At 69.1% G+C, this 15,158-nt stretch carries 14 protein-coding genes and 1 pseudogene; 9 read left to right on the plus strand and 6 right to left on the minus strand.

The genetic code is table 11. The annotated features are described in order from the left end of the window. Positions 1 to 82: 82 nt before the first annotated feature. Positions 83 to 766 carry a transposase gene (locus OO48_RS39765; RefSeq protein ID WP_245194627.1) on the plus strand — a complete coding sequence of 228 codons (684 nt, stop codon included), beginning with the start codon at positions 83 to 85 and terminating at the stop codon, positions 764 to 766. After that, positions 763 to 1,527, plus strand: a complete 765-nt coding sequence (locus OO48_RS39770) for a transposase (RefSeq protein WP_245194628.1) — start codon at positions 763 to 765, stop codon at positions 1,525 to 1,527. Before OO48_RS39765 ends, OO48_RS39770 begins: the two co-directional genes overlap by 4 nt. A 79-nt stretch (positions 1,528 to 1,606) precedes the next feature. Here OO48_RS39770 and OO48_RS13455 read toward each other — a convergent pair whose 3' ends face one another. Continuing rightward, positions 1,607 to 2,239, minus strand: coding sequence for a LysE family transporter (locus tag OO48_RS13455; protein ID WP_033215562.1), 633 nt, complete (start codon positions 2,237 to 2,239; stop codon positions 1,607 to 1,609). Between the two features lie 517 nt (positions 2,240 to 2,756). On the opposite strand from OO48_RS13455, the gene OO48_RS13460 reads away from it, so the two are divergent. The 3 genes from OO48_RS13460 (at position 2,757) to OO48_RS13470 (ending at position 5,670) form a co-directional block, all read left to right on the plus strand. Continuing rightward, positions 2,757 to 2,957 carry a hypothetical protein gene (locus OO48_RS13460; protein ID WP_033215564.1) on the plus strand — a complete coding sequence of 67 codons (201 nt, stop codon included), beginning with the start codon at positions 2,757 to 2,759 and terminating at the stop codon, positions 2,955 to 2,957. 287 nt (positions 2,958 to 3,244) lie between these two features. Further along, positions 3,245 to 3,880: a sensor domain-containing protein gene (locus OO48_RS13465; protein ID WP_033215566.1), complete on the plus strand. Its 636-nt coding sequence runs from the start codon at positions 3,245 to 3,247 to the stop codon at positions 3,878 to 3,880. Beyond that, complete coding sequence (locus OO48_RS13470) at positions 3,877 to 5,670, plus strand: hypothetical protein (RefSeq protein WP_033215567.1); 1,794 nt, start codon at positions 3,877 to 3,879, stop codon at positions 5,668 to 5,670. The genes OO48_RS13465 and OO48_RS13470 overlap by 4 nt, the downstream gene beginning before the upstream one ends. Before the next feature lie 1,858 nt (positions 5,671 to 7,528). Here the strand turns inward: OO48_RS13470 and OO48_RS13475 are convergent. The 3 genes from OO48_RS13475 to OO48_RS13485 form a co-directional block, all read right to left on the minus strand. After that, positions 7,529 to 8,062: a hypothetical protein gene (locus tag OO48_RS13475; protein ID WP_033215639.1), complete on the minus strand. Its 534-nt coding sequence runs from the start codon at positions 8,060 to 8,062 to the stop codon at positions 7,529 to 7,531. Between the two features lie 110 nt (positions 8,063 to 8,172). Beyond that, entirely contained in the window at positions 8,173 to 9,696 is a 1,524-nt protein-coding gene (locus OO48_RS13480) for an ISL3 family transposase (protein ID WP_033215641.1), read from the minus strand. A 59-nt stretch (positions 9,697 to 9,755) separates the two neighbouring features. After that, positions 9,756 to 10,115, minus strand: coding sequence for a helix-turn-helix domain-containing protein (locus OO48_RS13485; protein WP_051732093.1), 360 nt, complete (start codon positions 10,113 to 10,115; stop codon positions 9,756 to 9,758). A gap of 789 nt (positions 10,116 to 10,904) precedes the next feature. Here OO48_RS13485 and OO48_RS13490 point away from each other — a divergent pair. From OO48_RS13490 to OO48_RS39775, 3 genes and pseudogenes are all read left to right on the plus strand, one after another. Beyond that, positions 10,905 to 11,219, plus strand: coding sequence for a hypothetical protein (locus OO48_RS13490; RefSeq protein ID WP_033215568.1), 315 nt, complete (start codon positions 10,905 to 10,907; stop codon positions 11,217 to 11,219). Between the two features lie 90 nt (positions 11,220 to 11,309). Next, a complete protein-coding gene (locus OO48_RS35135; RefSeq protein WP_051732094.1) occupies positions 11,310 to 12,593 on the plus strand; it encodes a VanZ family protein in 1,284 nt (427 codons plus the stop codon). Positions 12,594 to 13,010: 417 nt separating this feature from the next. Continuing rightward, positions 13,011 to 13,284: pseudogene (locus tag OO48_RS39775) on the plus strand (hypothetical protein). 34 nt (positions 13,285 to 13,318) lie between these two features. Here the strand turns inward: OO48_RS39775 and OO48_RS13500 are convergent. Continuing rightward, the gene (locus tag OO48_RS13500) at positions 13,319 to 13,657 is read right to left on the minus strand and encodes a hypothetical protein (RefSeq protein WP_033215569.1); all 339 of its coding nucleotides are present in this window, start codon (positions 13,655 to 13,657) and stop codon (positions 13,319 to 13,321) included. 151 nt (positions 13,658 to 13,808) lie between these two features. On the opposite strand from OO48_RS13500, the gene OO48_RS39780 reads away from it, so the two are divergent. Beyond that, a complete protein-coding gene (locus OO48_RS39780; RefSeq protein ID WP_245194629.1) occupies positions 13,809 to 14,393 on the plus strand; it encodes a hypothetical protein in 585 nt (194 codons plus the stop codon). A 35-nt stretch (positions 14,394 to 14,428) separates the two neighbouring features. Here OO48_RS39780 and OO48_RS13510 read toward each other — a convergent pair whose 3' ends face one another. Then, positions 14,429 to 14,917, minus strand: coding sequence for a hypothetical protein (locus OO48_RS13510; RefSeq protein WP_033215570.1), 489 nt, complete (start codon positions 14,915 to 14,917; stop codon positions 14,429 to 14,431). Positions 14,918 to 15,158: the final 241 nt, after the last annotated feature.

Here is a 15,158-nt window from a genome sequence, read left to right on the forward strand (position 1 = left end):
TGAGCACGTCCCTTCTCTGACCGCGCAGATCGCGCGGGCGAGCAATCCGGGCGGGACGACTGCGATGTGGGTGAGAGACCGGTTGGACGGGCTCTGGCACGACGAGGACTTCGCGGGCTGGTACCCGCGCGACGGACGTCCCGGCATCTCGCCCGCCCAACTGGCCACCGTCAGCGTGCTGCAGTTCCTGCTCGGCCTGTCGGACCGGCAAGCGGCGGAAGCGGTGCGCTGCCGTATCGACTTCAAGTACGCGATGGCCATGGAACTGGATGACCCCGGCTTCCACCACAGCATGCTCGCCGACTTCCGAGAGCGCCTGACCCAGGACGACCGTGCCGACCGCCTCCTCGATCTGGCACTCGTCCGCCCGAAGGAGGCCGGGCTCGTGCGAGAGCGCACCACGCAGCGCACCGACTCCACCCATGTCCTGGCCGCCGTACACGAACCGACCCGGCTGGAGCTGGCCACCGAAGCCGTCCGCGCCGCGTCGGAAGAGGTGGCCCGGACCGCTTCGCACCTGCTGACCGGTCTGGTCGACGAGGAGTGGGGCCGCCGCTACGGCCGCCCGGTCCGCCCGGGCAAGAACCCCACCCGGCCCAAGACGAGGATCCTCGCCGCCGGCGACGACGCCTGCCACCGTCCGCCTCGGCGATCGTCTCCCTCCACGACACGACGGCGCGCTACGTCCGCCACGGGTACATCATCAGCTGGAAGGGCTTCGCCGCGCATGTCACCGAGACACGCGCCCCGGAGAGCGTCGACGTGATCACGGTCGTGGCCACCATCTCGGCCGCCACGAACGACGGCCAGGCCCTGCCCGGCATCCACACCCGCCTCGCGCGGCGCGAGCTGCTACCGGCCGAGCACCTGGTCGACGGTGGCTGCACATCCCTGGTCCACCTGGAACGAGCCGCCCGCGAACACCGGGTCACCGTCGGCGGGCCACTGCCAGGCAACCCGACCCGCCGGCACCGCAAGCGCGAGGGCTTCGACCGGGACGACTTCCACATCGACTTCGACCGCCGGCAGGTCACCTGCCCCAACGGCCAGGTCAGCGCCGGGCGGCACGGCCCCTACCCGACTTCCTCGCCCACCGCGGCACCCCTGATCGTGGCCCGGTTCACCAAGAGCCAGTGCCGGCCGTGTCCCGACCGCCTTCGGTGCACGAGCTCCAGTGGCGCCCGGAACGTGGGCTTCCCTCCGCGAGGACTCCGCGACCTGCAGCCGCACGTCCGCGCCGAGCAGCAGACACCCGACTGGAAGGCCCGCTACGCGGTCCGCTCCGGCATCGAGGGCATCATCAGCGAGTTCGCCCACGGACACGGCAGGCGCTGCTGCCGCTACCGAGGCCGGCCGAAAGCCCACCTGCAACACGTCCTCACCGCCATCGCCGTCACCATCGAACGACTCAGCGGCCGCCCTGTCACCGAGCAGGCCCCCTCACCGAGACTGCCGACCGCCTTCCAGACCTACCTGGACGAGAACGACACCCCCAGACCGAAGTCCTGTCGGACTCTTGGTACTTGAGCTTGACCGTCCAAGATCCCCGACAGAGTCAAGTTAGGGAACAGGGTGATCGTCGGCACTCGGCAGCCGATGCGTCGTGTCAGGACGCCGGGATGAGCAGGCGGATGGCAAGTGCGGTGATCAAGGTGCTGGAGGCCATAGCGGTAGTGAGTCGCCCGCGGCTGCCGGTCAGAGCTCGGCCGAGCAATGCTCCGCCGCCGGCGAGAAGAAGCTGCCAGCTGGCGGACGCTGCGAAAGCAGCAAGGACGAATACGGCCTGCTCCGAGTAGATCGGAGCCGTTGCGGTCTGGCTGCCGAGCACGAGCGCCGCGAAGTAGATCACGGTGAGAGGGTTCACCATCGTGATCCCCAGCAGCGCCGTGTAGGCCCGCGCAGGGCTGACGGGGGCCTCGTCAGCCCGGGTTGTGGTCTGGTGCTTGCGGTACTGGCGGACAGCCGTGGCGCCGCTTCGGACCGCCAGAGTGATGAGCACCGAGACGGAGGCCAATCGCAAGGGAACCATGATCGGCTCGATCGCATGGGTGAGTGTGGAGCCCCCGATCACCGCGATCAGCGCATAGAGACCGTCGGCGGTCGCGACACCGAGTGCGGCGAAGGAACCGACCTTCAGAGACGTCCGAGCTGTGAGGGCCACCAGATATGTCGCGACCGCTCCCACTGGCATGGCGATGCCGTAGCCGGCGAGGAGTCCCGCGACCAGGGCGGCGATCACGACCGGGTGAGAGTCGGCCTCCGCAGTCGGCCGGGCTGCTGCTGGACTCGCACCAGTCGGGCGGTGGAGGTCGGCGGCAGGAAAGCAGCGGTCGTGGTCATGGGCAGATCCTGTGGGCAGCGCGCTTGTCCAGGCAACTGAATTCAGCGGGCGACGGGGTCACGACGGATGTCGGCCAGGCTGGCGGCGGCGGCGTACTTCACGGCACCGGTGTTCGCCCCGACCGGCACCAAGACCCAAGCTGAGCAACGATCAGATCAGGGCCGTACCTGGGGATTGACGCGATCGTGGGCCTGGGGAATTACGCGATCGTCGACAACCAGGCAAACTCACCGGCAGGGCGACCGTGGCCGTACCCGTCTTCGTCCGTCTGGTCGGCCGGCGCGCACCGCCTGCCCCGCTGCGCATTCGGCCGGTCGGTGCCCGGGCCGTCCACGGACGAGATCTCTGATTCGTCCGCATCGGGGGTGCCGCCTGCCTGAGACAGGCGTGCACCCGAGAGGTGAGGAAGACGTTGATGAGCGACTGGCTGGTGTACGAGAGCGGTGAGTGGACCGCCCTGGCCGGGAGGTCGGCCCTACCCGGATCCGAGCAGGCCCTGGCCCCGATGGCCGCGACCGGCCGCAGCGCACGGATGTCCCACCCGAAGCTCCGCTCTTCCTCAAATCGCTTCTCTTCCCGTGCAGTTGCCTGGAAACTGTTGGTGACGGTCCAGTGACCGACCGCGCCTGAACTCCTTCCGGTGCCGCTGATCGGCGGTACCGGCCCTCGACGGAGCTGGGAGAGTTGATGACCGAACACTCCGATCCTTCGGACGCGGGCAGGACGGATGCCGCAGCAGCGGGCACGCGCCCCTCGGAGCAGCCTCCGACTGTCGCACCTCCGGGCAGGCTGCTTCCCACGCCCTACGCGGCCCCTCCCGCACCGTCCGTTCCGCCGCAGCCGCTCGCCCCACCCGAGCAACGAAGGACGTGGGCTTCTCCGCGGCTTCTCGTACCGGTCCTGGTGCTGTGCCTCGCAGTGGCCGGTGGTGCCTGGTGGCTCTGGCTCCGCAACCCGGATCCCGGACAGGACCTGCACGTTGCGGCCGGCACCGTGCAGGCGGACCTCCTGTCCCCGGACGACGTGAGCGCCCTGACCGAAACCACCGTCGTTGCCGGGCCCCGGCTCAGCGAGCCACCCCCCGAACTGACAGCCGAACCCTCGAACTGCGCAGCTGCCGTGGGCCCGGCCACCCGCACCGTCTACGGGAACAGTTGGAAGGCGTTCCTCGCAGCGACCTACCAGGACGCAGCGGGCACCGGCGACTACACGGTGACCCAGGTCATCGGTGTCTACCCGGACGCCGTCGAGGCCGAGAGCGCCTACAAAACCCTGGCCGACGGCGTCAAAGGCTGCCCGACCGCAGTGCGCACCGACCAGGACGGCGGTACCTCGACCTGGAACTACAGCAGCGACACGAGCAGCCCGGACGCGATCGCCTGGACGTCCAGCCAGTACGCCGCTGACGGCTGGTCCTGCTACCGGCAGGCCCGGCTGAAGGACGCGACGCTCTTGCAGGTCGCCCTCTGCCAGGCCGGCGACGGCAAAACGGCCGCCGCCGCCATCGCGGACAAGCTCGCGGCGAAGGTGACGCGGTGAACGCCACCCACCTGGCCCCCCGCACACAGCACGGCAGGATTTCCACAGTGCTGCGCCGAGGACTGGGCCCGCTCCTTGCCGCCGCGCTGATACCGGCCTTCGCCGGCGGACCAGCGGCCGGTGCCACGGCCCCGCAGCACGACAGCCGCGTCGCGGCCGGGCAACCGTCTGCGACTCCGGTACTGAGCCCGGCCACGGACACCGCGGAGAGCACCGCAGCACCTCAGCCGCTGCACACCAGCAGCGCCTACTCCGGAGACCTCAACTCCCGGATCACGTCCTTCGGACGGCAGATCGAGCCGCTGTCGCAACGCGCAAGCGCGCTCACCGCGCAAAGGCAGTCCCTCGACCAACGCAGCGCAGAACTCGACACCGCGCTCGAGGCCCTCGGCACCCAGTCGTCCGCCATTTCGAACAAGTTCGCAGCCCACAACAGCAAGGTCGACGCACACAACGCCAAGGTGGACGCGCACAACGCCAAGCCGCATACCTTCCGCATACCCGCCCAAGCCGCCGAAGCCGACGCCTACTCCGCAGAGAAAGCCGCCCTCGACGCCGAAGGTGCCCAACTCGCCGGAGAAGAAAACGAACTGAATTCCGAGCAGGACCAACTGCGCACCCGGCTGGCCGAACTCGACAAGCAGCTCTCCAGCATCGATGCGGACACGACCGCCTACAACACCAAGGCCAGCGCACTGCGGAACGATGTCCAGCAGCTGGCGCTCCAACGACGCCAACTGCTCCAGCAGATGGCCGCCGTCCTGCAGAGCCTGCCCGTTCCCCCGCCAGCCGCCGCCGACCGACCGAACGCACCGTCACCGGCTGCGGCGTCCATGGCCCGAGGAGGGGACGCACCCCGCCCGACGAACGCCACCGCCGGCCACGCGACCGCGCCCGGCGGCGACACCCCTGCCCGCTCCGCGCAAGCCCAGGCCCTCGACACCTACGGACGTCTGCACGACGTCAAGGTCGACAAACGTCCCGTCACCGCCTACCTGACCCCCGAGACGATCGCCAGCGCCTCCACATCCGACACCAGCCAGCTCAACCCCTCCACCACGTTCGACGGCCTCGTCCCGCAGCCGAACGGCCACTACACAGCACTGATCGCCCAAGCCGCCGGACTCGGCCACAGCGACGGGCAGAACGCCTTCCGCTCCATCCTTGCCAACGGCGGCCGGGCAACAGCCACAGTCGACGGCAAGAAGATCGTCATTGACCAGGTCGAGACGGCCCAGGACTGCCGGGCAGCCGCTGGGAACGCCGCTCTGCCTGACACCGGCTCTTCCTCGGTCGTGCCCGCCACGATGCGAGACGGCTCCCGGGTCCGGTCGGCATCCACGGCCGGCCAGTGCGGCCCCACCGAGGACGATGCCAAAGCGGCCCGGAGCCGAGCCAGTGAACTCCAGGCCCAGCGCCCGCCGCCGATGAACGACCGCGGTACGACTGCCGTCATCGGCGTCTACAACACCGCCACCAAGACCTGGACCAACCGGATCGCCATCGAGGGAGGCGGCCCTCGACCGCCGGACTGGAAGCTACGCCCCGGCGAGGAGTTCGTCCAGGCCCGGGGGACCGCCAGCCGATCGGTCATCCACGCGGAGGAGACCATCATCGACAGCCTCGGACCGGACGAGATCATCGGTTTCGGCGGTGCATCGCGCAACATATGCCGAGACGCCTGCTACCGGGCCCTGACCGGCCGCGGCATCACCTTCGGCGGAGCGGGCGACTTCAACGGCGCACCGGACAAAACTCCGTACTCGACCTTCTGGTCCGAAGGCTGGTAGCCGCTCCAGGACCAGCCCCACCGTCCGGGCCGCCGGTGCTGTTCGGACGGTGGGAACACCGAAACGGAACCGCTGGAACTCCATCCCGGTCCCGTCTCTCAACACCACGTCCGGCGGCGCCGGCACGGAACCGAGGGGACGGGAGCCGAGACGGCACTGACCTCGGACGAAGCCGTGGCGCAGTTCGGCCACCGCCTTTCCCTCGATCGGCGTCCCGCCACCGTGCGCCTGCGACGCCGTGCCGATCCCACGCAGACGTTCAGGCGTGCCCGCTTCGATCCTCCCGGAGCGCGATGAGCGCGCGACCGGCTATCTCGTCGGGGGTGCCGACAGCGTCGACCGCGACAAGGAGCCCTCGCTCTGCGTAGTACCGGGTGATGGGCTCCACCATCGCTTCGTAACTGCTGAACCGGCCGGAGAGCGGGTTCTTCGCCGCCCGGCCGGGCGGACCGCCAGACGGCCAGGAGACCGCCCCGGCCGCTGCGCAGCCGAGCACCCGGCCCGGGGCCCGCCCGGGAGGCCTGGCAGGGTCGCAGGGACCACCTGATGCCCCACCCCGATGCCCCGCCCGCCGGGCCGCCTGATGCCCTACCTGATGCCACCACCCCGCCCCGGCCCCAGCCGCCCCGTCCGTCCGGGCCACAGGGCTGATGGAGACCGCCGGAAAATCCGACGTCCCTGTCTGCGCCCCTCGGTGGTGGTGGGTGGTGGTCGTGCTGGACGGGACCGGCGGCGCTGCGCGAGCTCCACCTCGGCGGCCCAGCCGGGTCCGACCACGACGACCATCAGGCCGCCGAGCACCGCCGCGCCGGGTGCCGCCGAGCACCGCCGCGCCGGGTCTCGTCCGACGTCTCGTCCGACGTCTCGTTCGGGGTTCAGCACCTCGACCTGCCACCGGCCGTTCCCGCAGGCCAGGTCCAGGATTCGGCCCATCTCACCGGCCCGGCTTACCTCTGTGCGCCTGGTCCTGGTGGTGATGGGTGGTGGTGGGCGGGTTGGGCGCGGTCGGTCCAGGGCGGGGCCGCTCACCGGCGCTCGGCCTCTTCCTTCGCACCCGCCTGGTGGCGGCCGCCGCGATCGAGCAGGGGGCGGGCGGCGTGGCCGTCGGCCGGCCCCGGCCCGCCCGGGACTTCCCCAGCGCCCGTAGCCCGCGGGAAGGGTTCCCAGGGAAGTAGTCGGCGCCCGTCGGCCTCCGCTCGCGCCTCTTGACCAGCAGGTCACAGCCCTTGTCCGCGTGCCCGCACCGGCCGATCGAAGACCAGTCCGTAGACCACTCTGCAGACCAGTCCGTGGACCAGTCCGCAGACAACCTCGCCCACCGCCGGGGCAGCCGGGCCCGGCCGGGCCGGTTTCGTCTCCGGGTTCGTCTCTGGTTTCGTTTCCAAGTGCCCCCACCCCGCTGTGCCCGGACTGTTTCCGCGGGTCAGGCCCGGCAAGTTCGCCCAGCACGGCTCCGACTTACCTCTGGGAGCCCTCGGCCCGGCGGACGAAGGAAGGGGGAGGGTGGTGGGCGGCGGCACTGTGGGGTTCGGGGGCGCTGCGCTGTGTTGTTCGCCCTCTTCGGCCGGGGCGGTCAGGGCGGTCACGCCTCCTGTCACGCCCTCGCCGAGAAGGGCGCTATAGGAAGGGCTGTCGCGCCCTGCGACCTGCACGAGCACCTCTCAACCCCCGCTCCTCGACCGGGCGCGCCAGCACCCCGGGACAGCCGCTTCCCGCGCCCGGTCGCCCACCCCTTGACCACCAAGTCGGCGCCCCCACTCGCCGCCCCGGCCGCAGTCGTCCCCTGCGCAAGTTCGAGCTAGTCCGTCGCCGCGGGACTGCTCGGCGCTCGTCGGGCGTCGGGTTCAGCCTCGCGGCTTCAGCGGGCGATCTCCTCGGCCCAGTGCGCCAGTTGGGCGAAGTGCTCCGGTCGCAGCCCGTACCGGCGGTCGATCTTCAGGGTAAGCGCCCGGCCCGGGTGGTTGGCGGCGATCCACTCGGTGTCCTGGGGTCCGATCTCGTCGTCCACCCAGGCGAAGGGCTGCTGGTCGGCCCAGTAGACCAACTGCCGGGTCTTCCAGTGCAGCCCGTCCGGGTCCTTGTGGTTCATCGACTCCCAGTTCACGTGAGGGAGTTTGGGCAGGCCGAGGAGCGGCGCCAGGTGCTCGTCCGCCTCGTGCCGCCAGGCGGTCGCCCACACCAGGTCGTACGGCAGGGCGAGTAGAGACGGCCCGTGGGTGGGGTTCAGCCAGACCCGCAGCGGCTTCGGATCGGTCACGCCCTTGTCGAGCTGACGCTGTCTCCACGTCTGCGAGGGCACCCGGTGGGTCCGGTAGCCTCGGGGGCGGAGGATGCGGTCGAACGGGGCTATCGGCCCGTCGACGTCCAGCATCAGCAGCGGACGGTGTGCCATGAACATCCTCCCAGTTGGTCGCTGCCGGATTCTCTCCCACTTCCGGCCCGCGCGGGGGTGTGTCCAGTGACTGGCTCTGGCCCGTAATCGGTGGTAGCACTGCGTGGTGATCATGGGAGGAGGATCCGCTGGCGGAGGAGGGGGAAGCCTGCGCGTCCGTGCATCTGCCTCATGATCCGTTTAGTGCGGGTGTTGACGCCTTCGGTGCGGCCGTTGTGGAACGGCAGGGTCAGGCCAGCGTTTACGGCGGCGCGGTCGAGTTCGAGGCCGTTCGCGAAGGAGTGCAGGTGGGGAAGAGCGGCAGCGCGGACGGCCGCGATCCAGTCGGTGAGCTTGGCGCCGTTGCCCTCGGCCGGGGTCAGCAACTGGGCGAACTCGTAGACCAGGCGGGCGAGGTCGGCCATCTCGGGGCAGGCCTTGGTGAGCGCGGCGTCCTTCTCGCGCAGGTGGTCGGGGCGGGCCAGGAGCAGGCGGGCGAAGCGCTTCGGAGTGGTGACGGGCCGTTCGCCCTCTGCTCGGCCCTGGTTGATGTAGCGGACCAGGAGGTTCGCGCTGCCGGTGTAGCCCAGTTCCTTGATCTCGCGCAGGAGGTGGGTGACGGGGACCGCGGGGTCCTCGGCCCGGCGTCGGCGCAGGTGATCGCGGTAGGGGTCGACCAGGGCGGGCCGGTAGCGCGGTGCCCGGCGCTCGGCTGGGGGCTCTTTGCGGCGTGCGTGGCGCTTGACGGTGTTCAGGGCGAGGTCGAGGCGGCGGGCGCACTCGAGCAGGCCGACGCCCCTGTCGAGCAGGTCGTGGATCTGCTGCCAGCGCTCGCGGACACTCTGCTCGTGCAGGCCTGCGGGCCGGGCCGGATTCACCGCGGTGGCCCAGCAGGCGGCGTGGGAGCGGACTTCGCCCAGGACCTTGTCGCATAGGTTCGACCACAGGTGCCATCGGTCGCTGACCTGCACCGCTTCCGGAAGTGCCTGCCGGATCGCCTCGCCGTGGGAGCCGGAGCCGTCCCGGCACACGTACTGGGCGCCGGGGTGCTCGCGCAGCCACGCGACCAGCGTCTTGGTGGTGCGGTCGGGCAGGACGTCGATCCGCTCGCCGGTCTCAGCGTCGATGATGACGGTGGCGTACCGGTGCCGGCGCTTGAGCGCGAAGTCGTCGACGCCGAGTACGCGCGGCACACGCAGCGGCGGTAGCACTTGGTGCATGAGGATCCGGAGCGCTGTTGAGCGGGCCACGGCGCAGGCCGGCACGCGGGAGAGGCGGGCACCCGCCCGGCCCGCTAACTCCTTCACCACCGCGCTGAGTTGCCTGGTCAAACGGTTGGTGCGGCGCTGGTAGCGTTCCACGATGCCGGGGACCTGTTCGCGGAACGTCTGTCGCGGACAGCCGAGCACCGGACACACCAGGCGCCGCAGCGTCACCGAGACGACGACTCTCCGCCCGTCCACCGGCACGTCCGTCACCTTCCTCCCGTGAAACCCGTGCACCCGCCCGGTCGGCGTTCCGCACGAGGGACACGGCACCGGGGCGTCCCGGGTTCGGGCCGACACTCGGATCGCATCTCCTTCATCCGACACGCCCTCGACGACCAGTCCCGACAGCCCCGAAAACACCACGCTGACAAGCTCGTTGACATCCAGCACACCATGCCAACGAGAATCGTCACGATAAGTCACCACCGATTACGGGCCAGAGCCGGTCACCGTACAGACCCCACGCTGGCTGCATGACAACCCGAACGCGTGTCCACTACCGCGGGGGAAGGCCCCAGGTCTTCGGGCCGGTGGTCGATCAGCGCCTGCCGGACACACTGCTGCTGGTCCGGATCGAGCACCTGGTGCTCGCCCACCCGGCGGCCGCGGGTCTTTGACACCAGCGCCTCGCGGCCGCCGGTCTGCCAGGCAGCCCACCAGTCGGTCACCGACTCCACGGTGACGCCGAGGAGTTCGGCCACCTCGCGACGGTCCCGGCCCGCCCCAAGCACCGCGACCGCCCGCATCCGCAGAGCTTCCTGAGCCTTCGGCGACAGCCGCCGCGCGTCCTCAAACAGATCCGTCACGCCCGGATCAACGAGCCCGGAACCTTACCGTTTCGGGCAATACCACTGGCGCCGGCCGGGGTTTCGATCTCTCCGGGTAGCTCCATGCCGGGCTTCGTTCCTTCGGCCTGGCCATCGGCGGCATCCCGGGCGCCGGCCCCAGGAAACGTCGTTGCCGCTTGTTGTCGTCTTCTGCCGCAGGGTGTTGCAGGGCGCGCAACGGGATCCGGATCCGGCATGCTTCTGCCAACTCGGTGCTCCTGTGGGGGCGTTGAAGACGGCTGGGGGCCGGCCTGGTGCGCGGAGGTGTGGGTGCGGCCTTCCGGGCGGAACCTGGGGTGCGATTTCTAGTGAGACGCAAATTGACTTCCGGATTTGTGGCCGAATGGAATTCAGTGTCATTTTTCTCTTGGAATGTTGTCGAATTGAATGACTGCCGGGTGTGTGTGGGGATGTCGCGTTGAGGGTGGGATGCTCCGGTCCGTGCGCTGTGGCCCCGGGTGTGCATTTGGGACATTCGCCAACAAATCTTGTTGTTGGTTGATGTGCGGAGTGACGGGCCATATGCTCAGGGTAAGGTCTCGAGGGGATCCGGACCTTCTGTTGCCAGGTTCTGAACGACCTACTATTGGGGGAATTTTCATGCGTCGAATAGTTCGTGCCGGCGTTGCCGCAGCACTTCTGATTTCTCCGGTCCTGGCGGCTGTCGATGCCCAGGCGGCTTCGGCTGACCAGCTGCCGAAGAGCGGAGGGGTTTCCGTCGAAATCAACGACGGAAGCGCGTCTGTCAAGAGCGGCGGCGTCGCGCCCATGAGCAGCACCAAGCTGAGCAGCGGGACCCTGTACTTCACCGGCGTGAACGGCATCCAGGTCGGCAGCAGCTACAACTCGATGCTCGCGTACATCAAATACGAGAAGACCTCGGGTGGTCAGATCTACGCCGAGTTCGCGTACGAGGAAGGCGGGATCACCCACTGGGACCAGGGCGCGTTCTACCAGAACGCGGGCGAGACCAAGAGCTACAGCTGGGGCATCGTCCCGCTGCCGGCGAACTGCTCCGCGATCGGCAAGATGTGGGTGTCCGGGCAGCAGACCTTCCAGACTCCGCCGGAGCACCCCTGCTGAGCCTGACAAGCTGAACCAGAACCACGGGGTGGGTACGGGCTCTGCCCGTACCCACCCCGTGCCGCTGCCCACCACATCCCGGAAGACCCGATGATCGAAGCAATTTTCGGTGCTGTTCCTGCTCTCTTTCCCGTGCTCGCCGTACTCGGCCTCCTTTTCGGCGCGGTGGCCTTCTGGCAGGCCCGGCGCCACCAGTACCCGCCTGCAGTTCCGATTCTGTGGGCCCTATCGCTGGCCGGGGAGCTGACAGCGACACTGACGCCAGGCGGCGGATCGACTGGGTCGCCGAGCTGCTCGATCGGGGCCGGCGTATGGGACACGGCGGTAACCGAGCAGGGGCTGATGAACATCGCCCTGTACGTCCCGCTCGCCTTGTTCGGCACGATCGTTTTCCGCCGGCCCCTGACCATCCTCGCCACCTCCGCAGTACTCTCCGGTGTGACCGAGGTCCTGCAGACTCTGATGGGCCTCGGCCGGGCATGCGACGGCGCCGACTTCGTCGACAACGTCTGTGGCGCACTCGTCGGTACTGCCCTCGCAGTCCTCTGGCTGTGGCTTCGCCGCCGCAAGCCGCAGTTCGGATGCAAGGACGCCCTGCACTCCTTCGCCGCGGCCGGCACCGGCTTCGCGGCCGTGGCTGTCGTCATCTGGATGTTCATCCCGCTCTACCATGATGAATCCGGGTTCGGCACGAATTCCTCCGACGACGGCGGGGTCGGCGCGTCCCGACGCATCGCAGTGAAGCTCTTCGGCCCGGATACCCAAGTGCAAACCACCCAGATGGGTCCCAACCCCGAAAAGTCATCCCAGCGGGTTCTGGACGTCACAACCGACCGGGGCCAGTTCCGAATCGAGTGGCCCACCGAGCGCCTCCTCCTGAGCGCCTCGGCCAACAGCCAGGTCGACCCAGGCTCCCTGACCCAGGACCAGGTGCTCAAAGTCGGCGCAGACTTTGCGACAACTTGGTTCTCCGACCTCACACCGGCAGCGACTCGGACCCTGACCCCCACCGACAGCGCAGGCGGTGCTTACATGCTCACCTACCGCCGGTACAACAGCGATGCCGTGCTGATGCCCATGCGCCTGGACATCACCGTCTCCACTTCCGGACGGATCATGGCGTCATCCGCACGGTGGGACACAGACCCCCAACTGCCGCACCCCACCGTCAGCGCCGATGCGGCAAAAGCGAAGGCCGTCTCAACAGTGCCCGGCTCACGTGCGGACACCACATTCCTCCTGGCCAAGCAGATCGACGGTCAGTGGAGGCCGTGCTGGGCGGTCAACCTCATCAAACAGGGGGAAGCCCAACGCTCGGGCACCGTCGACTTCGTCGATGCCATTACCGGACAGTCGGTGGCACATCAAGGATAGTTTTTCCAGCGCAGGCGATTGGAATTCCAGGGAAAACCAGCGTGCTGCCCTGCCGTCCCCGTAGCGTTCCTGGACAGCACCATCTGGGCACGGGAAAGGTGTTACATCAGGCCCAATGGGCCACGTAGCGTATTTCGCTACTCGGACCACGGCGGCCGCACACTGAAAGATGAAACTAAAGGCGGCGCCGAAATTCCGCCTGGACACCGAAAACGGCTCGGAGGTGGTCTGGCTGTCGGCGGCCGACCTGGCAGGCAGCCACCTCTGCCCGAACGTCGGCGAGCACCTGGTCGCCACCGCCACCGAGGCCCCGCCCGCGGCCACCGCGCCGATGCTGCTGCCGCCCATGACGGACGCCAGCTACCAGTGGCGCCGAACACCCTGCGCGCTGTCGGCCGGCGGTGCCACGCTGGCCCGATGGACGAGCATGACGAGCAGCTGCCGCAGCGCCGGGTCTACGGCGCCGAGCCCGGAGAGGACCCCGGCCCCGATCCGGGTGCGAGTACCGGGAGCTGGTGGGCGGTCCGCTGGACGGCCAGCTGCTGGACATCACCGGCTGGGATGCCGACATGCTGGAGTACGGGGCCGCGTTGATCACAACCTGGGCCACTACGGCGCCGGCGGCCGCGCGCACTACGAGCCCCGGCCCGGCGAGCCGGACCGGTGGGTCTGGCAGGGTGACTCGGCGTAGAGGCCCGATCGGGCCGGTCTTGGTCGTGCGCCCGTCAGGCCGCCTGGTCTGCCTGGTCGTTGAGGTGCATGAGCTGGGTTTGGGCGTTCACCCGGTCGGTGCCTTGCAGTTCCTGCCGGTGCGGGTGCGCCCACACGGTCCGGGCGGCCTGCGCCTCTACTTCCAGCAGCCGACGGTTGTCCTCGGCCTGCTCCTCGTTCCAGCCCTCACTGCCCGCCATGACGGTGCTGTCCTTCGACGCGGTGTCGGTCTGTGGCTCGGTCCAGCGCGGGGCGATGGCAAGGAGGGCGTGCCGGGCTGCGCGGGCGGTTTCCAGGGCCGGCTGGGCGGTCGTCAGGTCGGCCGGGTGTGCGAACGTCTTCTGCTTGCTCACGGGTTCGCATCGTGTGTATGACCCGTGCCGGAGCCGTGCACCGCCTCACCGGCGGCCGTGCTTGGCCCCGTCCGCTGTTCGGCCGGAGTCTGTGCCGAGCCGGGTCGGGTCGGGTGGGGATGGTTCGGTGAGGGTGGGACAGACTGTGCGCATGAGTCCCGACCGCCGCCCGCTGGAGCCGGTCTTCTCCGAGCCCGCCGTCGACCTGGTCCTGCCGGCCGCGGAGCGCCCGCTCCCGCTGCCCGCCGAGCTCTCACCGTTCCTGGAGCCAGGTGGGAACGCCTCCACCCCGCCGCCTGCCCGCCGCCTGCCGGCCGCGTTCGCGCCCGACAGGCCTGAACCCGCACTGCCGGCCTTCGGCAGTCGGTGGTGGGCGCCGCAGGCAATGGGTCGCGGCGCGCACCACCGGGGTCGATTCTTCCCCACCCGGGCGACAGCCCCGTCTTCGGACCCGGGTCTGCCCGGAGCCGCAACGGCTCCGGGCAGCCACGAACACGCCTGCATCCGCTGCCCGATGCTCCACATCGACCCGAAGATGCTCGATCGGCTCGCCGAGATCGAGGCCGACCTCCTCGTCCGCCGCGAGCGCGCCGAAGCCGAAGGCTGGCTCGGTGAGATCGAGGGCATCGACCTCGCCCTCATCTTTCTCAACGGCAAGCGCGAGGAAGCACTCCGCCTCGCTGCCAAGGACCGGGTCAACCTCGCCATGCCTGCCCGCAGAGAGAAGACGAAATGAGCCCTACGGACACGAAGCACTGTCCCGCACAGGACTCACACCAGCAGCCGAATCGACGGAACCTCCGCATCCACCCCGATCTCCGTCTTGCAGCCTCCGCAGTACACACTCGTGGGACGCCGCACGTTCGTCTGGATCGAGCCTTCGCCGGACGTCTCCTGGTGAGGGCAGGAGTTGCCATAGTGCAGGCGGACCCAATTGCTCAACGGCGTTGCGTTCGTGCCCCGCTTGGCATCCTTGAACGGCGCCCACCAGAAGTCCACCACCGTCCGCAACGCCAGCCGGTCGTCCTGGCGCGTCACGTCGAACGCAGCGATCCGCGCCGCGGTGAAGTGCTGCTCGTTCCTGCCGCTCCAGCAGACAGCCCGCTCGGCGCCCCGCTCCAGCGAGGTGGCGCGGCCGACCCGCTCGCAGACGAAGCAATCCAAGTTCAGCTGGATCGCGGGTTTCCAGAACAACCGATCACGATGAACCTTCTCAAGCCCAGACAGAACCGCGGTGATCTCAGCTTGGCGTTTATCCATGCACGTCACCCGACCTGCTGATCTGCGGTTCTTCCCGGGACAGCAGAGGCGGCCGTTCTCCACGCTTTGAGGTGTCGAGTCACGAAGCACGAGAGAACGGCCGCTGTGTATGAGTCTGCCTGCCGATGTGCCCGCTGGTGACGCATTGGGCGTCCTGTCCCGCTTTCGGGTCGAGTTCTACGAGTGCCTTTACGCCCGCGCGGATGTGCTCTTCGAGCTCACGGACGCGGTGCTGTGTGCG

It is taken from the genome of Kitasatospora phosalacinea (genome assembly GCF_000716545.1).
Classification (GTDB): domain Bacteria; phylum Actinomycetota; class Actinomycetes; order Streptomycetales; family Streptomycetaceae; genus Kitasatospora; species Kitasatospora phosalacinea.